Source organism: Nocardia wallacei (genome assembly GCF_029868745.1).
In the GTDB taxonomy this organism is placed as follows: Bacteria; Actinomycetota; Actinomycetes; order Mycobacteriales; family Mycobacteriaceae; genus Nocardia; species Nocardia wallacei_B.
On sequence record NZ_JARWOP010000255.1, the window covers coordinates 40615 to 57583 of the forward strand.

Genomic DNA, 16969 nt, shown 5'->3' on the forward strand with positions numbered 1-16969 from the left:
GCGAGTACGGGGCTCGATGCGGGCGCCCGGAGGCAGTGCACCCGGGGGCAGCGACGGGCGGAGCGACAGCTCGTGATGCCGTCCGACGAGGAACTCGTCCGCGCGGCGCTGTCCGCGGCCGCCGACGCCGACCCCCGCGATGTGCCGGTCGGCGCCGTGGTCTTCGACGGCGACGGGCGTGAGCTGGCCCGCGCGGCCAACGCCCGCGAAGCGCTCGGCGACCCCACCGCCCACGCCGAGGTCCTGGCACTGCGCCGCGCCGCCGAGGTGCACGGCGACGGCTGGCGACTCGCGGGCGCCACGCTGGCCGTGACGCTGGAACCCTGCACGATGTGCGCCGGCGCGCTGGTGCTGGCCCGAGTGGACCGCCTGGTCTTCGGCGCCTGGGAACCGAAGACGGGCGCGGTCGGCTCCCTCTGGGACGTCGTCCGCGACCGCCGCCTCAACCACCGCCCCGAAGTCCGCGGCGGCATCCTCGAATCCGAATGCGCCGCAACCCTGGACGCCTTCTTCCACACCCACCGCCCCTGAGCCCTCGCACCACCCCCTCCCCGCCGATTTCGGGAATTCGGGGTCGTTCCGGTAAAGTCACCGGCGGTGGCGTGTCCGAGCGGCCTAAGGAGCACGCCTCGAAAGCGTGTGAGGGGTAACCCCCCTCCGCGGGTTCAAATCCCGCCGCCACCGCTCTTGCCCCTCATCTGCCCAGCAGGTGAGGGGCTTTTTGCGAGATATCCGGAGGTTGGACGACACGCATTCCCCACACTGAGCTCGCAATGCTGATGTCGATGGTCGCCGCAACGTGTCGGTACCGGATGTCATGATCTGGGCCATGGGGGGAACAGCAGCCAAGTGCGAGGAGCCGGACGGCTGGGTGGTGCGGGCCTACCGGTTCGCGCTCGACCCCTCGCCGGCGCAGGAACAGATGCTGCGATCGCACTGCGGTGCACAACGCTTTGCCTACAACTGGGGCCTCGCGGTGATCAAGGCCAATGTCGGCCAGCGTGCCGCCGAACGTTCCTACGAAATCCCCGAAGAACTGATGACACCGCCGGTGCCATGGGATGCCTACGGTATGCGCCGGTCATGGAACCGAGCCAAGGACAGCATCGCGCCCTGGTGGCGGGAGAACTCGAAAGAGGCATATGCCTCGGGCTTGGCCAATCTGGCTGCCGCTCTGAACAATTGGGCACGATCGCGAGATGGCGACCGGGCCGGTGAGCGGATGCGATTCCCGCGATTCAAATCGAAGAAGTGTGCGTTGTCGTGCAGGTTCACCACCGGCGCGTTCGGCCTGACGGCTTCGGACCGACGGCACGTGAAGCTGCCACGGATCGGACCGGTACGCACCCATGAATCCACCCGCAAGTTGGCTCGCCGCATCGAGGCCGGTGCTGCCCGGATCAGGTCGGCGACGGTAACTCACCGACGCGACCGCTGGTTCGTCTCGTTCTCCGTCGAGGTCCGGTACGCGCAGCTGCCGCCCGTACGGCCGGATGCCGTGGTGGGAGTGGACCTCGGGGTGAAGTACCTGGCAGTGCTGTCATGCCCGGTGCTCGGCGTGTCCGATGATCGCGGCATGGTGGCCAACCCGGCGCATCTCGAGCGGGCCCAGCGAAAGTTACGCCGACTGCAGCGTCGAGCGGCACGACGCCGTGGACCGGATAGGCGCGGAAGTGCGACACCGTCGCGGCGCTGGCGGCGCGCCAACGCCACGGTCACCAAGTTGCATGCTCGCGTCGCGAACTGCCGGGAGGACGGTCTTCATCGGCTGACCAACGCGCTGACCGATCGATTCGGTGTGATTGTGGTCGAAGATCTCAATGTCGCGGGCATGCTGCGCAATCGCCGACTGGCCCGTCGGATAGCAGGGGCCGGATGGGGCGAACTACGCCGTCAACTCGCCTACAAGACCGGCCGGCGTGGCGGCCGTCTGGTGGTTGCCGACCGCTGGTACCCCAGTTCCAAATTGTGCTCGGTGTGTGGCGCCGTAAAAACCAAACTTCGCCTCTCCCACCGTGTCTACCACTGCGAGGTCTGCGGATTCCGGGCCGACCGGGACCGCAACGCTGCCCGGAATCTGGCCGCACTCGCTGCCCGGACTGTCAACCATGACACGTCCTCCCCGAGTCGCGGGGCGACGTTAAACGAGCCCGCTGGAAATCCACGGAAGACCGGCATCGCCGGCGGCGGATACTGCCACGGGAAGCCCCACGAGGGCAACGTCGAGTGCGCAAGCACGCGACTGTCATCGAACGTGAACCATGCGCTGGATGGCAACGGTTCAAATCCCTCCGCCCTCGGGCTATCGCTGTGTATCGGCGAGTTCGCTGAAGACTCGTAGGCCCTCGGTGACCTTGCCTGACATCACGTTGAGTTGTTCGGGGGAGAGGTGGGTGCTGGTGGCGGCGGCGGAGGCGAGGTGGTCGCGGACCTGCTCCAGCCACAGCTGGGCGAACTGGATGTGGCGGTCGAGGGGCATGGGGTTAGAGTACTCCGATTCGAACAAGAGTTCGATACCTTTGGTCTCGGTAACCATGTTACTGTCCGGTAAGTCGTGATCGTGACCGGGCTCATGTTCCGGTCCGCGTTGCGACTCGGGACACTCCGGCGACGGCGCCGGGAAGTAGCGGGAGATTATCGATGTATCGACAGCAGGGGCGTGTCCGGGCGCCGTGGCGACTATGGGCTGCACGGACGGCGGCGGTTTTGACCGCGGCTTGTTCCGTCGTCGCGGCGGCGGGGGCGATGGACATGCGGGAGGCGGTAGCGGATCCGGTGGGCGGTTTCTACACGCCGCCCGCGCAGATTCCGTCCGAACCGGGCGCAATCGTCAAGACTCAGCCGATGAGCGTGTTCGCGGCCCCGCCGACCGCGGGCCGGTGGCCCGTCGCCGCCCAGCAGGTCATGTACACCAGCCAGTTGCAGGACGGCTCGCCGACGACGGTGACCGGCACGTTCATCGACGCCGCAGGTCCGTGGCAGGGCGCCGGCCCGCGCCCGACCGTGGTCATCGCGCCCGGCACCTCTGGGCAGGGCGACCAGTGCGCGATGTCGCAGGCGTTCGCGACCGGGGTGACGCTGACCGCCGACCCCTCGGTGTCGCTGTCGGCGAATCAGGAGGCGCCCGCGGCGGCCGTGTGGAGCGCGCTGGGCGCCCGCGTCCTGGTCACCGACTACATCGGTCTGGGCACGCCCGGTATCCACACTTACGCGAACCGGATCGAGGAGGCCCACGCCGTGCTCGACGGCGCTCGTGCCGCCAACAATCTCGCCGGCGCGGGACCCGAGACGCCGTTGGTGCTGTGGGGTTACTCGCAGGGCGGCGGCGCGACCGCGGCCTCCGCCGAGATGGCGCCGGACTACGCCCCCGAGCTGAACCTCAAGGGCACCTGGGCAGGTGGCCCGGTCGCCGACCTCGCCGCGATCCTCGAGCGCATCGACGGCTCGCTCATCTCGGGCGCCATCGGCTTCGCCGTCAACGGCATGCTCGCCCGCTACCCGGAACTGCAGAAGGCGGTCGACCGTGTGACCAGCCCGGCCGGTCGCGCCATGCTCGATACGCTGAGTCACGAATGCATCGGCGACATCATCGTCCGCCACCCGTTCCAGCGGACCAGCTCGCTGACCATCGACGGCCGCCCCCTCACGACACATCTGCAGGCCATTCCCGAGGCGGCCCCGGTGCTCGCCGACCTGCGCGTGGGCAGTCTCACCCCGGCCACTCCGGTGCTCATCACCAGCGGCCGCAACGATGACACCGTCCCGTACGGTCAGGCCCGCCACCTCGCCGAGGAATGGTGCGCCAAGGGCGCCACGGTCACGTTCCGCACCAACGAACTGCCGCCGATCCTCCCCGGCACCACCATCCCCAACCATTTCGGCCCGGAGATGATCGACGGCTTCGGCCCCGACAACGCGGTCACCTACCTGCTCGACCGCCTCGCCGACAAGCCGGTGACGGGCTGCACCATCGCCTGACCCACCTCCGATCCACCCGCCGTACCCCGCCCTCCCGTGGGCGGCGGTGCGGCGGGTGGCGATATCGCGCGATGCGGCACGCACCGACGACGACATCGCCATGTTCGCCGTGGCCGCGCGCCGGTCTCGACACGACCACCTGGACCGGCACGCTCGGCGTTAGAAACCACGGGCGATGCCCGCAGGGCGGGTCGTGCGATACGAACCCTCGGGGGCGTCGGTACGTTGGAGCCGTGGACCTACGGATCTTCACCGAACCTCAGCAGGGCGCTACCTACGACGATCTTCTCCGCGTGGCGAAGACGACCGAGGACGCGGGCTTCGACGCGTTCTTCCGGTCCGACCACTATCTGAAGATGGGCGGTGTGTCGGGGCTGCCGGGCCCTACCGACGCCTGGATCACGCTGGCCGGGCTGGCGCGGGAGACCTCTCGGATTCGGCTGGGCACGCTGGTCACCGCCGCCACCTTCCGGCATCCGTCGGTGCTGGCGATCTCGGTGGCGCAGGTGGACCGGATGTCCGGCGGCCGAGTCGAATTCGGCTTCGGCGCGGGCTGGTTCGAGGAGGAGCACCGGGCCTATGGCATTCCGCTGCCGGAGGTGGCGGAGCGGTTCGATCGGTACTCCGAGCAGCTCGAGGTGATCACGGGCTTGTGGGCGACCGTCGAGGGCGAGACCTTCGACTACCTCGGCAAGCACTACACGCTGGAAGGTTCCCCCGCGCTGCCCAAGCCCGCGCAGCGGCCGGGCCCGCCGGTGATCATCGGCGGCATGGGCAAGAAGCGCACGCCGGAGCTGGCCGCCCGCTTCGCGCGGGAGTTCAATCTGCCGTTCGTCGATTCCGCCACGGCCACAGCGCAATTCGAGCGGGTCGCGGCGGCGGCCCGGGAAATCGGTCGCGATCCGGGCGAGATCATCCGGTCCGCCGCACAGGTGCTGTGCGTGGGCCGCGACGACGCGGAGGTGGCCCGCCGCGCCGCCGCCATCGGTCGCGAGGTCGACGAACTGAGGCAGAACGGCTTGGCCGGAACCCCGGCGGAGGTGGTCGACAAGATCGGCCGCTACCGCGAGGCCACCGGCATCACCCGGCTCTACCTGCAAACCCTGGACCTGTCCGACATGGACCACCTGGAACTGGTAGCCGCCGAGGTCGCGCCCCAGCTGGGCTGAGCTCCCTGCGCGCGTTGCCGACGGCAGCGGGCCGATCGCGAACAAGCCGCAGGCTCCAACCGTAACTGGGTTGGAGCCCGCGGCTTTTCGTGTACCGGAGGCTGGCTACCGCACGGGCACAGTCGTTTTCGTCTCGTGCTCGCGGTTCAGCTCCCGCAGCCGCGCGCCCTCCACATCGATGTCGGGCACGATCTTGCTGAGCCAGTTCGGAATCCACCACGCCCACTTGCCCATCAGGATCAGTAGCGAGGGAATCAGGACCATCCGGACGAGGAAGGCGTCGAAGAGTACGCCCGCCGCCAGCGCGAAGCCCATTGACTTGGCGGTGGTGTCGGATTCCAGGATGAACGAGCCGAATACGAAGATCATGATGATCGCGGCGGAGGTGACGACGCGGGCGCCGTGGTGGTAGCCCTTGATCACCGCCTCCTTGGGCGGCTCGCCGTGCACGTACTCCTCGCGCATGCGGGTCACGAGGAACACCTGGTAGTCCATCGCGAGCCCGAATACCAAGCCGATCAACATGATCGGCAGGAAACTCACGATCGGCCGCGGTTCGTCGACCAGCCCGAGCGCGCCGTCCTGGAATATCAGCACGGTCGCGCCGAAGGTGGCCGCCATCGACAGCAGGAAGCCCAGCGCCGCGGTGAGCGGCACCAGCACCGACCGGAACACGGCGATCAACAACAGGAACGCCGCCCCCGCGACGATCGCCAGATACGGCACGATCTTGCTCAGCAGCGCGTGGTCGACATCGGCGTAGATGGCCGTGGTGCCGGTGATGCCGTATTCGATGCCGTACCGGTCCCGCAATCCGGCCTCGGCATCGCGGGCGTCGCGGACCAGATCCTTGGTGTCCTGGTTGTTCGGGCCGGTCTTCGGCACGGCGTTGAGCAGCGCGCCCGCGCCGTCCTGACTCAGCTGCGGCTCGGTGACGTAGTCCATGCCGGAGTACCCGGCCAGCTTGTCGCGCAGCGCCTGCATCGCGGCGGGCCGCTGCTCCGGCGCGACGTTGCCGAGTTCGGCGACGACCATCAGCTTGCCGTTGCTGCCCTCGCCGAAGCCCTCGGTGCGCAGGTCATAGGCCTTCCGGATGGTGGTGTCCTTGGGCATGCTGTCCTCGCCCGGCAGCCCGAGTTGCAGGTGCGTGGCGGGCCCGGCGGCCAGCGCGAGCACGACGATGCTGAGTACCAGCGTGATGGCCGGCGCCTTGCCGATCAGCCGCGCCGCCCGCGTGCCGTTGGTGACGGAGTCGTCGTCCTCCGGATCGTGCTGGGCGATCACCGGCAGCTTCGGCTTGAACAGGAACCGCCCGAACGCACCCAGCAGCGCCGGCATCAGCGTGATGGCGGTGAGCACCGCGAACGCCGCGGCCAGCGCGCCGCCCAGACCCATGAAGGTCAGGAAGCGGATGCCCACGATCGCCAGCCCGACCAGTGCGATGATCACCGTCCCGCCCGCGAACACCACCGCCGCCCCGGCCGTCCCGAGCGCGGTGCCCGCCGCCGATTCGGGCGAATCCTGCACGACCAGTTCGTGTTTGTAGCGCGACACGATGAACAGCGCGTAGTCGATGGACAGCGCGATGCCGATCATCGAGGCGAGGAAGGTGGTGAAGCTCGGTATCTCCACGACCGAGGTGCCCAGCATGATCACCGACATGGTGACGCCCAGCCCGACGATCGCGGTGATGATCGGCACGAACGCCGCGACGATGGCTCCGAACGCCACGATCATCACGATCAGCGCGAAGCCCATGCCGATCATCTCCGACTTGCCGCTGGGCTGTTGCTGTTCCATCGCGATGGAGCCGTCGAGTTCGACGGTGAGCCCCGCGGCGCGGGCGTCGCCGGCGATGTCGTAGGCGGCCTTGCGGTCGTCCGCGGTGACGTCGGTGAACTGCTTGATCGTGAACGGAACCGTCAGTATCGCAACCGAATCCGGTTTCTCCTTGTTCAGTACGTTCAGTGGTGCGGCACTGCATTTGGCGGAGAATGCGCCGGAATCGCGGTCTGGCGCCAGGCAGCCGAGCTGCTCGGTGGCGGTGATCGGGTCCGCGAGCGGCGTGTTGTGATCGACGATGCCGAGCGTGCCGAGCTTGGTGATCAGCTGCTGGATCGCGGCGTGGTTGGCCGGATCGGTCAGTTTCTGCCCCGCGGGCGCCGCGATGACATAGGTGCCGGTGACGGCGTCGAACTGGAACGCCTCCGACATGCCCGGGAAGTGTTGGTCGAGAATCCGGGTGGCTCGTTCGGAGGGCAGGTTCGGGATGTTGAAGTCGTTGCTCATCGGCTTGCTGAGCTGGTTCCCGAGGCCGCCGATCACGATGAACAGCAAGATCCATACGGGTAGGACGATCCACTTGCGGCGGAACGCGAACCTGCCCCACCGGTACAGATATACGGACACGAGCGTCTCCTTGCGGTCTGTAGGCCGTGCTTTCGCTTGTCGAACCGGGATGCGGGACAGTAGCTGGAGAACGTGTTCGAGTCTGCTGTGTCGTTGCTACAAGATCAAGCGGCGGGGCCGGGAACGCCGTCGGCCCCCTATCCGAAGTGGATGGGGGGCCGACGGTGCGATGTGTCCGGCTCGGGTCAGCCGACGGGCACCGGCTCTCGCTCCGCCGCCGCGTCGCGCTCACGCTGCTGCAGTTCGCGCAGCTTGGTGCCTTCGACGTCGACGTTGGGCAGGATGCGATCCAGCCACTTCGGCATCCACCAGGCCCACTTGCCCAGCAGCACCAGTAGCGACGGGATGAGCACCATCCGGACGATGAAGGCGTCGAACAGCACGCCCGCGGCCAGCGCGAAGCCCATCGACTTCGCGGTGACGTCGGTTTCCAGGATGAAGCCGCCGAACACCGAGATCATGATGACCGCGGCCGAGGCCACCACCCGGGCGCCGTGGTGGTATCCGGAGATCATGGCCTCCTTCGGCGACTTGCCGTGCACGTACTCCTCGCGCATGCGGGTCACCAGGAACACCTGATAGTCCATCGCGAGGCCGAACACCAGGCCGATCAGCACGATCGGCAGGAAGCTGACGATCGGATGCTGCTCGCCGATCAGTCCCAGCTTGTCCTGCTGGAACACCAGCACCGTCGCGCCGAAGGTCGCCGCCATCGAGAGCAGGAAGCCCAGCGCCGCGGTCAGCGGCACCAGAATCGACCGGAAGACCAGCACGAGCAGGACGAACGCGGCGAGGGCGACGATCGTCATGTACGGCAGGATCTTGCCGAGCAGGGCATTGGACACATCGGCGTAGATGGCTGTGGTGCCGGTGATGCCGTACTCCATGCCGTACTGCGACTTGAAGTCCGCCTCGGCCTCGCGAGCGTGCTTCACCAGGTCTTGGGTAGCCTCGTCGTTCGGACCCGTCTGCGGGACGGCCAGCAGTTGAGCGCCGGTGCTGCGCTCCCAGTCGGGCGCCTTGTTCGCGTCGAACGCGTTGGTCGACGCGGCGGTGACGAAGTCCATGCCCTCGTAGCCGGCCAGCTTGTCGCGCAGCGCGGTCACCGCGGCCTGCCGCTGCGCCGGGGCGACATCGGTGAGATCCGCGACCACGGTCAGAATGCCGTTGCTGCCCTCGCCGAAGCCCTCCGTGCGCAGGTCGTAGGCCTTGCGGATGGTGCTGGTCTTGGGCTGGCTGTCCTCACCGGGCAGACCCAGGCTGAGGTTGACTGCGGGCGCGGCCAGCAGGCCGAGCACCACGACGCTCAGCGCCAGCGTCACCGCCGGGGCCTTGCCGATCAGCCGCGCGAACCGCTTGCCGTTGGCGACCGAGTTCTCGTCCTCGGGGTTGTGCTTGGCGACTACCGGCAGCTTCGGCTTGAACAGGAACCGCCCGAACGCGCCCATCAGCGCGGGCAGCAGGGTCAGCGCGACCAGGATGGCGAACGCCGCCGCCAGCGCGCCGCCCAGTCCCATCCAGGTCAGGAAGCTGACTCCGACGATGCTCAGCCCGCACAGCGCGATGATCACGGTCAGGCCGGCGAACACCACCGCGGAACCGGCCGTGCCGATCGCGATGCCGGCCGCCTCCTCCGGCGAATCCTGTACTGCCAGTTCGCTCTTGTAGCGCGAGACGATGAACAGCGCGTAGTCGATCGACAGCGCGATACCGATCATCGACGCCAGGATCATGGTGAAGTTCGGGATGTTCACCACCGAGGTGCCCATCATGATGAGCGCCGAGGCCGAGCCGACGCCGACGATGCCGGTGAGGATCGGCACGAACGCGGCGATGAGCGCACCGAAGGCGACCATCATGACGATGAAAGCGACTGCGTAGCCGATCATTTCGGCCTTGCCGCTGGAGGTCATGCCCTCCTGCGCGATGCTGCCGCTCAGCTCGACGGTGAGCCCGGCGTTGCGCGCCTCGGTCGCTACGTTGTAGGCCGCCTCGCGGTCGGCCGCGGTGACGTCGGAGAACGACTTGATCGAGAACGGCACCTGAATGTAGGCCACGGTGTCGGCGTTGCCCTCACCCAGCACATTCAGCGGCGCGAGACCGCATTTGGAGATGAACGCGGGGTCGGTGCGGTCGCCGGTGAGACAGCCCATGGCGGAGGTGGCGCCGATCGGATCGGCCGGTTTCTGGGCGGTGTCGAACTTGGCGTTGTCGACGATGCCGAGGCCGTGCAGGCGCTGGATCAGGGCGGTGACCGCGGCGTGATTGCCAGGGTCGGTGAGCTTCCCGCCGTTCTCCACGGCGACCACGTAGGTGCCGGTGACGGCGTCGAACTTGAATTGCTCCGAGGCCCCGGGGAATTGCTTGTCGAGGATGTCGGTGGCCCGCTGCGAAGGCAGGTTGGGCATGTTGAAGTCGTCTTGGCTCTGCTTCTTCAGGCTGACGCCGAGCCCGCCGATCAGCAGGAATATCAACAGCCAGACCGGCAATACGATCCATTTCCGGCGGAAGGCGAATTTGCCCCACCGGTAGAGGTATACGGACACGAGTGGGTTCTCCTAGTGATAACCGGGTTGCTGATTTCAGGCGTGTAGACAGCACTTTCGCGGCCGCCCTGCACGCGTACCGCCTCCACCTGAGCCTTGCCTACCGTGCGGTAGGTAGACTACCCAGCGGTAAGCGGAGGAACAACCTCGATTTCCGGGGCTTCACCCGCCGAACCGGATCGTGATGAGAGGATCATCCCATGAGAGCCCGTAGTACATCCGGGGACGTAGTCGCAGGTGGAAGCACCAAGGATGCGATCCGGGACGCTGCGATCCGGCTTTTCTCGAGCAAAGGATTCGATCACGCGAGCCTGCGCGAGGTCGCAGATGCGGTAGGAATCACAAAAGCGTCGCTCTACTATCACTACGCCTCGAAGAAGGATCTGCTGCTCGCCATCATCGAGCCGATCTTCGACGATCTGAACGCCGTCGTGACCCACTTGGACGAGGTGCCCTACGGTCCCGACACCGTCCGCGAGGTACTGACCAGACAACTGCACACGTTGCTGCGGCACCGCACCGCGGGCGCGATGTGCGTGCGCGACACCGTCGCGATCATCAACGCCATCGGCGACCGCTACCCCGACATGATCGACATGCACCGCCGCCTGTGCGACTGGCTGTCCGGCGCGAATCCCACGCCCGAACAGAAACTGCGGGCCAGCGCGGCGCTCGAATTGCTCGGCGCGGCACTGTGGTCGAAGGAGCTGAGTCCCGACACCGAAGACGAGTTGATCGAGCGCGTGCTGCTGGATGCCGCGTTCGGAGTGCTGGGCGTCGACGGGGGAGCGAATCCGCCGGACATGTCCGGACCGATCACCCACTACGAAGCGACTGCGGGTGACGGGACAGGTGTGGGGGGCGGTTACGCAGCGACTGCGGGTGACGCGGCAGGTGTGGGGGGCGGTTACGCAGCGACTGCGGGTGACGCGGCAGATGCGGTGGGCGGTTACGAGGCGGGTGCGAGCGGCGCGGGGATGGTCGCGGTCGGCGGCCCCACCGCGGGGAGCGGCCGTGCACATCAGCGCTAGGGTCGACTACGCGGTCCGCATTCTGCTGGAAATCGCTCGCGCACAGTCCGATTCGGTCAAGGCCGACACACTCTCCGCCGCCCAGTCGATCCCGCCCAAGATTCTCGAGTCCACCGCCGCCGAACTGCGGCGGGCCGGTTTGGTGACCAGCCGGCGCGGTCCCGACGGCGGCTACCGGCTCGCGCGCCCGGCCGCGGAGATCAGCGTGGCCGACATCATCCGCGCGGTCGAGGGCCCGCTCGCCTCCGTGCGCGGGCAGCGGCCCGAGGATGTGAGTTATCCGGGCGCCGCCGAATCGCTGCAGCACGTGTGGATCGCGCTGCGCGTCAACATCCGCGCGGTGCTGGAGCGGGTCTCGATCGCACAGCTCGCCGCGGGCGAGTTACCGGCCTTCGTCGGCGAATTGACCAGCGATCCCGGCGCCTGGGCGCGGCGGCCGGGCCCCGGCGCGTGAGGCCGTGTCCGGCAACCGAACAGCCATCGTGTCGCGCGAAAAGGTAGCGGCGGCTGTCGGTCGTAGACGGTAGCCTGCACGCATCATGCTGATCAGACTGCTGCGCGGCTTCATGCGCCCCTACCGCACCCAGCTGGTGGGGGTCGTCGTGCTGCAACTGATCTCGGTGATCGCGATGCTGTACCTGCCCAGCCTGAACGCCGACATCATCGACAACGGCGTCACCAAGGGCGATATCGCCTACATCTGGAACACCGGCCTGTGGATGCTGCTGGTCACGGCCGTGCAGATCGTCGCCTCGGGCTACTCGGTGTACCTCGGCGCGCAGGCGGCGATGGGCGCGGGCCGGGATATGCGCGCGGCCCTGCTGCACCGAGTCTCCACCTTCTCCGCGCGTGAGGTCGGCATCTTCGGCGCGCCGTCGCTGATCACCCGCAACACCAACGACGTCCAGCAGGTGCAGTTGCTGATCGTGATGAGCGCGACCATCCTGGTGATGGCGCCGATCATGTGCGTCGGCGGCATCGTCATGGCGCTGCGGCAGGATCTGGGCCTGTCCTGGCTGCTGCTGATCGCGGTCCCGGCGCTGGGCCTGACCATGGCCGTGATCATCTCCCGGATGGTGCCCGGCTTCCGTCGCATGCAGGAGCGCATCGACGCGGTGAATCGCGTACTGCGCGAACAGATCACGGGCATCCGGGTGGTCCGGGCGTTCGTCCGCGAGCGGCAGGAGACCTGGCGTTTCGGCGTCGCCAACTCGGAGCTGACGGAGTCGTCGCTGTACGTCGGGCGGCTGATGGCGCTGATGTTCCCGGCCGTCATGTTGATCAGCAACCTCACCACGGTGGCGGTGATCTGGTTCGGCGGCCACGCCATCGACTCGGGGGAGATGCAGATCGGCTCGCTGACCGCGATGCTCTCCTACATCATGCAGATCCTGATGGCGGTCATGATGGCCTCCTTCCTGGCCATGATGGCGCCGCGCGCGGCCGTCTCGGCCGAGCGCATCGCGCAGGTGCTGGAGACGGATTCGTCGGTGACGCCGCCGCCGTTGCCGCAGCCCTTCAAGTCCGATCCGGGCTCGGTGGACGTGGCCTTCGCCGAATTCAAGTTCCCCGGTGCGGAGAAGCCGGTGCTGCGCGCCATCCGATTCGAGGTGGGACCGGGGCAGACCACCGCGGTCGTGGGATCCACCGGTTCGGGTAAGACCACTCTGATCAATCTGATCCCGCGGCTGGTCGACGTGACCGACGGCGCGGTGTACGTCGGCGGCACCGATGTCCGCCACATCGAGCTGGATCTGCTGCGTTCGCAGATCGGCCTGGTCCCGCAGAAGGCATACCTGTTCTCCGGCACGATCGCGTCCAATCTGCGCTACGGCGATCCGGACGCCACCGACGAGGAGCTGTGGCACGCGCTCGAGGTCGCGCAGGCCGCCGATTTCGTCCGGGACATGCCGCAGGGGCTGGAAACGCCTGTCGCACAGGGCGGTACCACCGTGTCCGGCGGTCAACGCCAGCGGCTGGCGATCGCCCGCGCGGTGGTGAAGAAGCCGAAGATCTATCTCTTCGACGACTGCTTCTCCGCCCTCGACGTGGCCACCGACGCCCGGGTGCGGGAGGCGCTGCGGCCCGAGACGGCCGCGGCCGCGGTTATCACGGTGGCCCAACGGATTTCGACCGTGCGCGACGCCGACCAGATCGTGGTGCTGGAGGACGGCGCGATGGTCGGGCTCGGCAAGCACGACCAGCTGCTGCGCGACTGCCCGGAGTACCGGGAGATCGTGGAGTCTCAGCTCGGTGTGGAGGAGGTGCGATGAGGCCCGGCATGCCCAGCCCCGGTGCGCCGGACACCCGGGCCAAGTCGTTCGGGCCGTCGATGAAACGCCTGCTGCGCCGGCTCGCGCCGGAGCGGGTGTATCTGATCGCGATCCTGCTGCTCGCGGTGACGGCCGTGGTACTCAACACCCTCGGCCCGCAGTTGCTCGGCAAGGCCACCAACCTGATCTTCGACGGCGTCGTCGGCAAGCAACTCCCGGCCGGGCTCTCCAAGGACCAGGCGGTCGAGTCGCTGCGCGCCCAGGGCCAGGACAGGCTGGCCGACATGCTCGCGGGCATGCACGTGATCCCCGGCGCCGGAATCGATTTCGGCGCCGTCGGCGACGTGCTGCTGCTGGTGCTGGTGATCTACGTGTGCGCCGCGGTGTTCACCTGGCTGCAGGCGTTCCTGCTGAACCTGGTCATCAACCGCACGGTGAAGCGGCTGCGCAGCGATATCGAGGACAAGATCCACCGGTTGCCGCTGAGCTACTTCGATTCCACGCCGCGCGGCGATCTGCTCTCCCGCGTCACCAACGACGTCGACAACATCGCCCAGAGCCTGAACCAGACCATCAGCCAGTTGCTCATCTCGGTGCTGTCGGTGCTCGGCATCCTGGCGATGATGTTCTGGATCTCGCCGCTGCTCGCGCTGATCGCGCTGCTCACGGTGCCGGCGGCGGTGATCGTCACCGCGCAGATCGCCAAGCGCTCCAAGCCGCACTTCGTCGATCAGTGGAAGTACACCGGCCTGGTGAACGCGCAGGTCGAGGAGGCCTACACCGGCCACGAGATCGTCACCGCCTTCGGCCGGGTGCGCGAGGTCGGCCAGGAGTTCGACAAGCGCAACGACAAGCTCTACGAGTCCAGCTTCCGGGCGCAGTTCATCTCCGGGCTGATCATGCCGGTGATGATGTTCATCGGGAACCTGAACTACGTGCTGATCGCGGTGGTCGGCGGCCTGCGGGTGGCCTCGGGCAGCCTGTCCCTGGGCGAGGTGCAGGCGTTCATCCAGTACTCGCGCCAGTTCAGCCAGCCGCTCACGCAGATCGGCTCGATGGTCAACCTGCTGCAGTCCGGGGTCGCCTCGGCCGAGCGGATCTTCGAGATTCTCGATGCCGAGGAGCAGGTGCCGGATCCGGTGGAGGAGGATTCCCGTCCGGTGGACCGCGGCCGGGTGGCGTTCGAGTCGGTGTCGTTCCGCTACGAGCCGGACAAGCCGGTGATCGAGGACCTGTCGCTGGTCGCCGAGCCCGGTCACGTGGTCGCCATCGTCGGGCCCACCGGCGCCGGCAAGACCACGCTGGTGAATCTGCTGGAGCGGTTCTACGAGCTGGATTCCGGCGCGATCACCATCGACGGCGTCGACATCACCCGCATCACCCGCGACCATCTGCGCTCCCGCATCGGCATGGTGCTGCAGGACACCTGGCTGTTCGGCGGCACCATCCGCGAGAACATCGCCTACGGCAACACCACCGCGAGCGAGGACGAGATCGTGGCCGCCGCCCGCGCCGCCTACGTCGACCGGTTCGTGCACTCCCTGCCCGACGGCTACGACACGGTGATCGATGAGGAGGGTTCGGGCGTCAGCGCGGGCGAGAAGCAGCTCATCACGATCGCCCGCGCCTTCCTGGCCAAACCGTCCATCCTGATCCTGGACGAGGCCACCAGTTCGGTCGACACCCGCACCGAGCTGCTGGTGCAGCAGGCCATGGCGGCACTGCGGCGCGACCGCACCAGTTTCGTTATCGCACACCGCTTGTCGACGATTCGCGACGCCGACACGATCGTGGTGATGGCGAAGGGGCACATCGTCGAGCACGGCACACACGACGAGCTGCTGGCCCGCCGCGGCGCCTACTACCAGCTCTACAACGCCCAATTCGCCGGTGCCGCAGTCGATCAGGATCTGGTCGACGAGGAATCCGTCGACATCGTCTAGTCCGCTCGCTCCGCCCGCCCGGGTGTGGTCATCGCCGTCAGCTGGTTCGCGAGTTCGATTGCGGCCGTGCGTAGTTCGGGTGGTTCCAGCACTTGCGCCTCGAATCCGAGTCGGACGGTCTGGACGGCGATCTGGTCCAGGTTCTCTCCGGCGACGACGAGTACGCACCATCCGTCCCGGTCCTCCTCGACCCGGCCCACCTGGGGCGGCACCAGTTCGCGTACCTGTTCGGGGTTGGCCCGCAAGCGGATTCGGGCGAGGTACCGGTAGGGCGCCTCGGTGACCGAACGCTGTACGTAGGCGGCCGGATCGGGATGGTCTCGCGGCCGGAAGCGCCAGGTGGTCGCCTCCAGTTCGCGGATGCGGTCGAGGCGGAAGGTGCGCCAGTCGTCGCGGTCGACGTCCCAGGCCATCAAGTACCAGCGGCGGCCCGTGGTGACCATGCGCACCGGCTCCACCGTGCGCTCCCGTGACTTGCCGTCGCGCCCGGCGTAGCGGAAGCGCACCCGCACCGCGTCGCGACGGGCGCGGGCGAGCGTCACCAGCAATTCCGCGTCGATCGCCACGCCCGGATCGGCCAGTGTCTCGGTTGCGCCGTGTACCGCTCGTACCTCGCCGCGCAGTCGCGGCGGCATCACCTGGTCGAGTTTGGCCAGGGCCCGCAACGCGGCGTCACCCGCCCCGACGACCGTGCCGCCCGCCGCCAGCCGCAGCGACACCGCGGTCGCGATGGCCTCCTCGTCGTCGAACAGCAGCGGCGGCAGCCGGGTGCCCGCGCCGAGCTGATAGCCGCCCCCGACCCCGGCCGTCGCGTGCACCGGATAACCGAGCGAGCGCAGCCGTTCCACGTCGCGTCGCACCGAGCGATCGGTGACGCCCAGCTCGGCGGCCAGTTCGGTGGCGGTCCAGGACGGCCGCCGCTGCAGCAGCGCCAGCAGCCGCAGCACGCGTTCGGTCGTCGTCTCGACGGTCACGCGGTCATCGTCGCACAGATCACGGACCGATCCTGTCCGCTATTTGCGGCAGGCTGAGGGCATGACCGACCAGACTTGGAATCCCCTACTCCGCGAGCAGCTCAGCTGGCACTGGTCCCATCAGCTGCGTCCGCGCCTCGAGGGGCTGAGCGACGACGAGTACTTCTGGGAACCCGTGGCCGACTGCTGGAACGTCCGGCCGCGTGGCACCGGGACCGCCCCGGTGCAGGCCGGATCCGGCGCGATGACCATCGACTTCGCGTTCCCGCCGCCCGAACCGCCACCGTTCACGACCATCGCCTGGCGCCTCGGCCACGTGATCGTCGGTGTCCTCGCGATGCGCAATGCCTCGCACTTCGGTGGCGAACCGACCGACTACCAATCCTTCGAGTACGCCCCGACCGCCGCCGCGGCACTGAGCCAACTGGACGCCGAGTACGCCGCCTGGCTGGCCGGAGTCGAGTCCCTCGGCGACGACGGACTGGCCCGCCCGTCCGGCGAGGCCGAGGGACCCTACGGCGACATGCCGCTGGCGACGCTGGTGCTGCACATCAATCGTGAAGTGATCCACCATCTTTCCGAGGTGTGCCTGCTGCGTGACCTGTACCTGCACACCCGCCGTTCGATCCGACAGGAGGCGAGCTGA

General features: G+C 67.8%; 13 protein-coding genes and 1 tRNA gene. 10 read left to right on the top strand and 4 right to left on the bottom strand.

Annotated elements, in window-relative coordinates; all coding sequences use genetic code 11:
• Positions 1 to 75: 75 nt before the first annotated feature.
• From QH470_RS22875 to tnpB, 3 genes are all read left to right on the top strand, one after another.
• Positions 76 to 531 carry a nucleoside deaminase gene (locus QH470_RS22875; RefSeq protein ID WP_280274451.1) on the top strand — a complete coding sequence of 152 codons (456 nt, stop codon included), beginning with the start codon at positions 76 to 78 and terminating at the stop codon, positions 529 to 531.
• Positions 532 to 596: 65 nt separating this feature from the next.
• Positions 597 to 684, top strand: a tRNA-Ser gene (locus tag QH470_RS22880).
• Positions 685 to 799: 115 nt separating this feature from the next.
• Complete coding sequence (gene tnpB / locus QH470_RS22885) at positions 800 to 2341, top strand: IS607 family element RNA-guided endonuclease TnpB (protein WP_280274398.1); 1542 nt, start codon at positions 800 to 802, stop codon at positions 2339 to 2341.
• On the opposite strand, the gene QH470_RS22890 is transcribed toward tnpB, so the two are convergent.
• Positions 2303 to 2479: a DUF6374 family protein gene (locus tag QH470_RS22890; protein ID WP_280274399.1), complete on the bottom strand. Its 177-nt coding sequence runs from the start codon at positions 2477 to 2479 to the stop codon at positions 2303 to 2305. The two genes, tnpB and QH470_RS22890, sit on opposite strands and share 39 nt — an antisense overlap.
• Positions 2480 to 2640: 161 nt before the next feature.
• On the opposite strand from QH470_RS22890, the gene QH470_RS22895 reads away from it, so the two are divergent.
• Both QH470_RS22895 and QH470_RS22900 read left to right on the top strand, forming a co-directional pair.
• Complete coding sequence (locus QH470_RS22895) at positions 2641 to 3978, top strand: lipase family protein (RefSeq protein ID WP_425302763.1); 1338 nt, start codon at positions 2641 to 2643, stop codon at positions 3976 to 3978.
• Positions 3979 to 4211: 233 nt separating this feature from the next.
• The gene (locus tag QH470_RS22900; protein WP_280274401.1) at positions 4212 to 5147 is read left to right on the top strand and encodes an LLM class F420-dependent oxidoreductase; all 936 of its coding nucleotides are present in this window, start codon (positions 4212 to 4214) and stop codon (positions 5145 to 5147) included.
• 105 nt (positions 5148 to 5252) lie between these two features.
• Here QH470_RS22900 and QH470_RS22905 read toward each other — a convergent pair whose 3' ends face one another.
• Together QH470_RS22905 and QH470_RS22910 are read right to left on the bottom strand one after the other, a co-directional pair.
• Positions 5253 to 7556 carry an MMPL family transporter gene (locus QH470_RS22905; protein WP_280274402.1) on the bottom strand — a complete coding sequence of 768 codons (2304 nt, stop codon included), beginning with the start codon at positions 7554 to 7556 and terminating at the stop codon, positions 5253 to 5255.
• Positions 7557 to 7741: 185 nt separating this feature from the next.
• Positions 7742 to 10102: an MMPL family transporter gene (locus QH470_RS22910; protein ID WP_280274403.1), complete on the bottom strand. Its 2361-nt coding sequence runs from the start codon at positions 10100 to 10102 to the stop codon at positions 7742 to 7744.
• Between the two features lie 200 nt (positions 10103 to 10302).
• Between QH470_RS22910 and QH470_RS22915 the strand changes: the two genes are divergently transcribed.
• The 4 genes from QH470_RS22915 to QH470_RS22930 all read left to right on the top strand — a co-directional run bounded on the left by QH470_RS22915 (position 10303) and on the right by QH470_RS22930 (position 15349).
• Complete coding sequence (locus QH470_RS22915) at positions 10303 to 11133, top strand: TetR/AcrR family transcriptional regulator (protein WP_280274404.1); 831 nt, start codon at positions 10303 to 10305, stop codon at positions 11131 to 11133.
• Positions 11117 to 11587, top strand: coding sequence for an RrF2 family transcriptional regulator (locus tag QH470_RS22920; RefSeq protein ID WP_280274405.1), 471 nt, complete (start codon positions 11117 to 11119; stop codon positions 11585 to 11587). The genes QH470_RS22915 and QH470_RS22920 overlap by 17 nt, the downstream gene beginning before the upstream one ends.
• 85 nt (positions 11588 to 11672) lie before the next feature.
• Positions 11673 to 13406: an ABC transporter ATP-binding protein gene (locus tag QH470_RS22925; RefSeq protein WP_280274406.1), complete on the top strand. Its 1734-nt coding sequence runs from the start codon at positions 11673 to 11675 to the stop codon at positions 13404 to 13406.
• An 8-nt stretch (positions 13407 to 13414) separates the two neighbouring features.
• Positions 13415 to 15349, top strand: a complete 1935-nt coding sequence (locus QH470_RS22930; protein ID WP_280274407.1) for an ABC transporter ATP-binding protein — start codon at positions 13415 to 13417, stop codon at positions 15347 to 15349.
• Here QH470_RS22930 and QH470_RS22935 read toward each other — a convergent pair.
• Positions 15346 to 16323: a helix-turn-helix transcriptional regulator gene (locus QH470_RS22935; protein WP_280274408.1), complete on the bottom strand. Its 978-nt coding sequence runs from the start codon at positions 16321 to 16323 to the stop codon at positions 15346 to 15348. The genes QH470_RS22930 and QH470_RS22935 overlap by 4 nt on opposite strands.
• A gap of 61 nt (positions 16324 to 16384) precedes the next feature.
• Here QH470_RS22935 and QH470_RS22940 point away from each other — a divergent pair, with 61 nt between their 5' ends.
• Positions 16385 to 16969 carry a DinB family protein gene (locus QH470_RS22940; protein WP_280274409.1) on the top strand — a complete coding sequence of 195 codons (585 nt, stop codon included), beginning with the start codon at positions 16385 to 16387 and terminating at the stop codon, positions 16967 to 16969.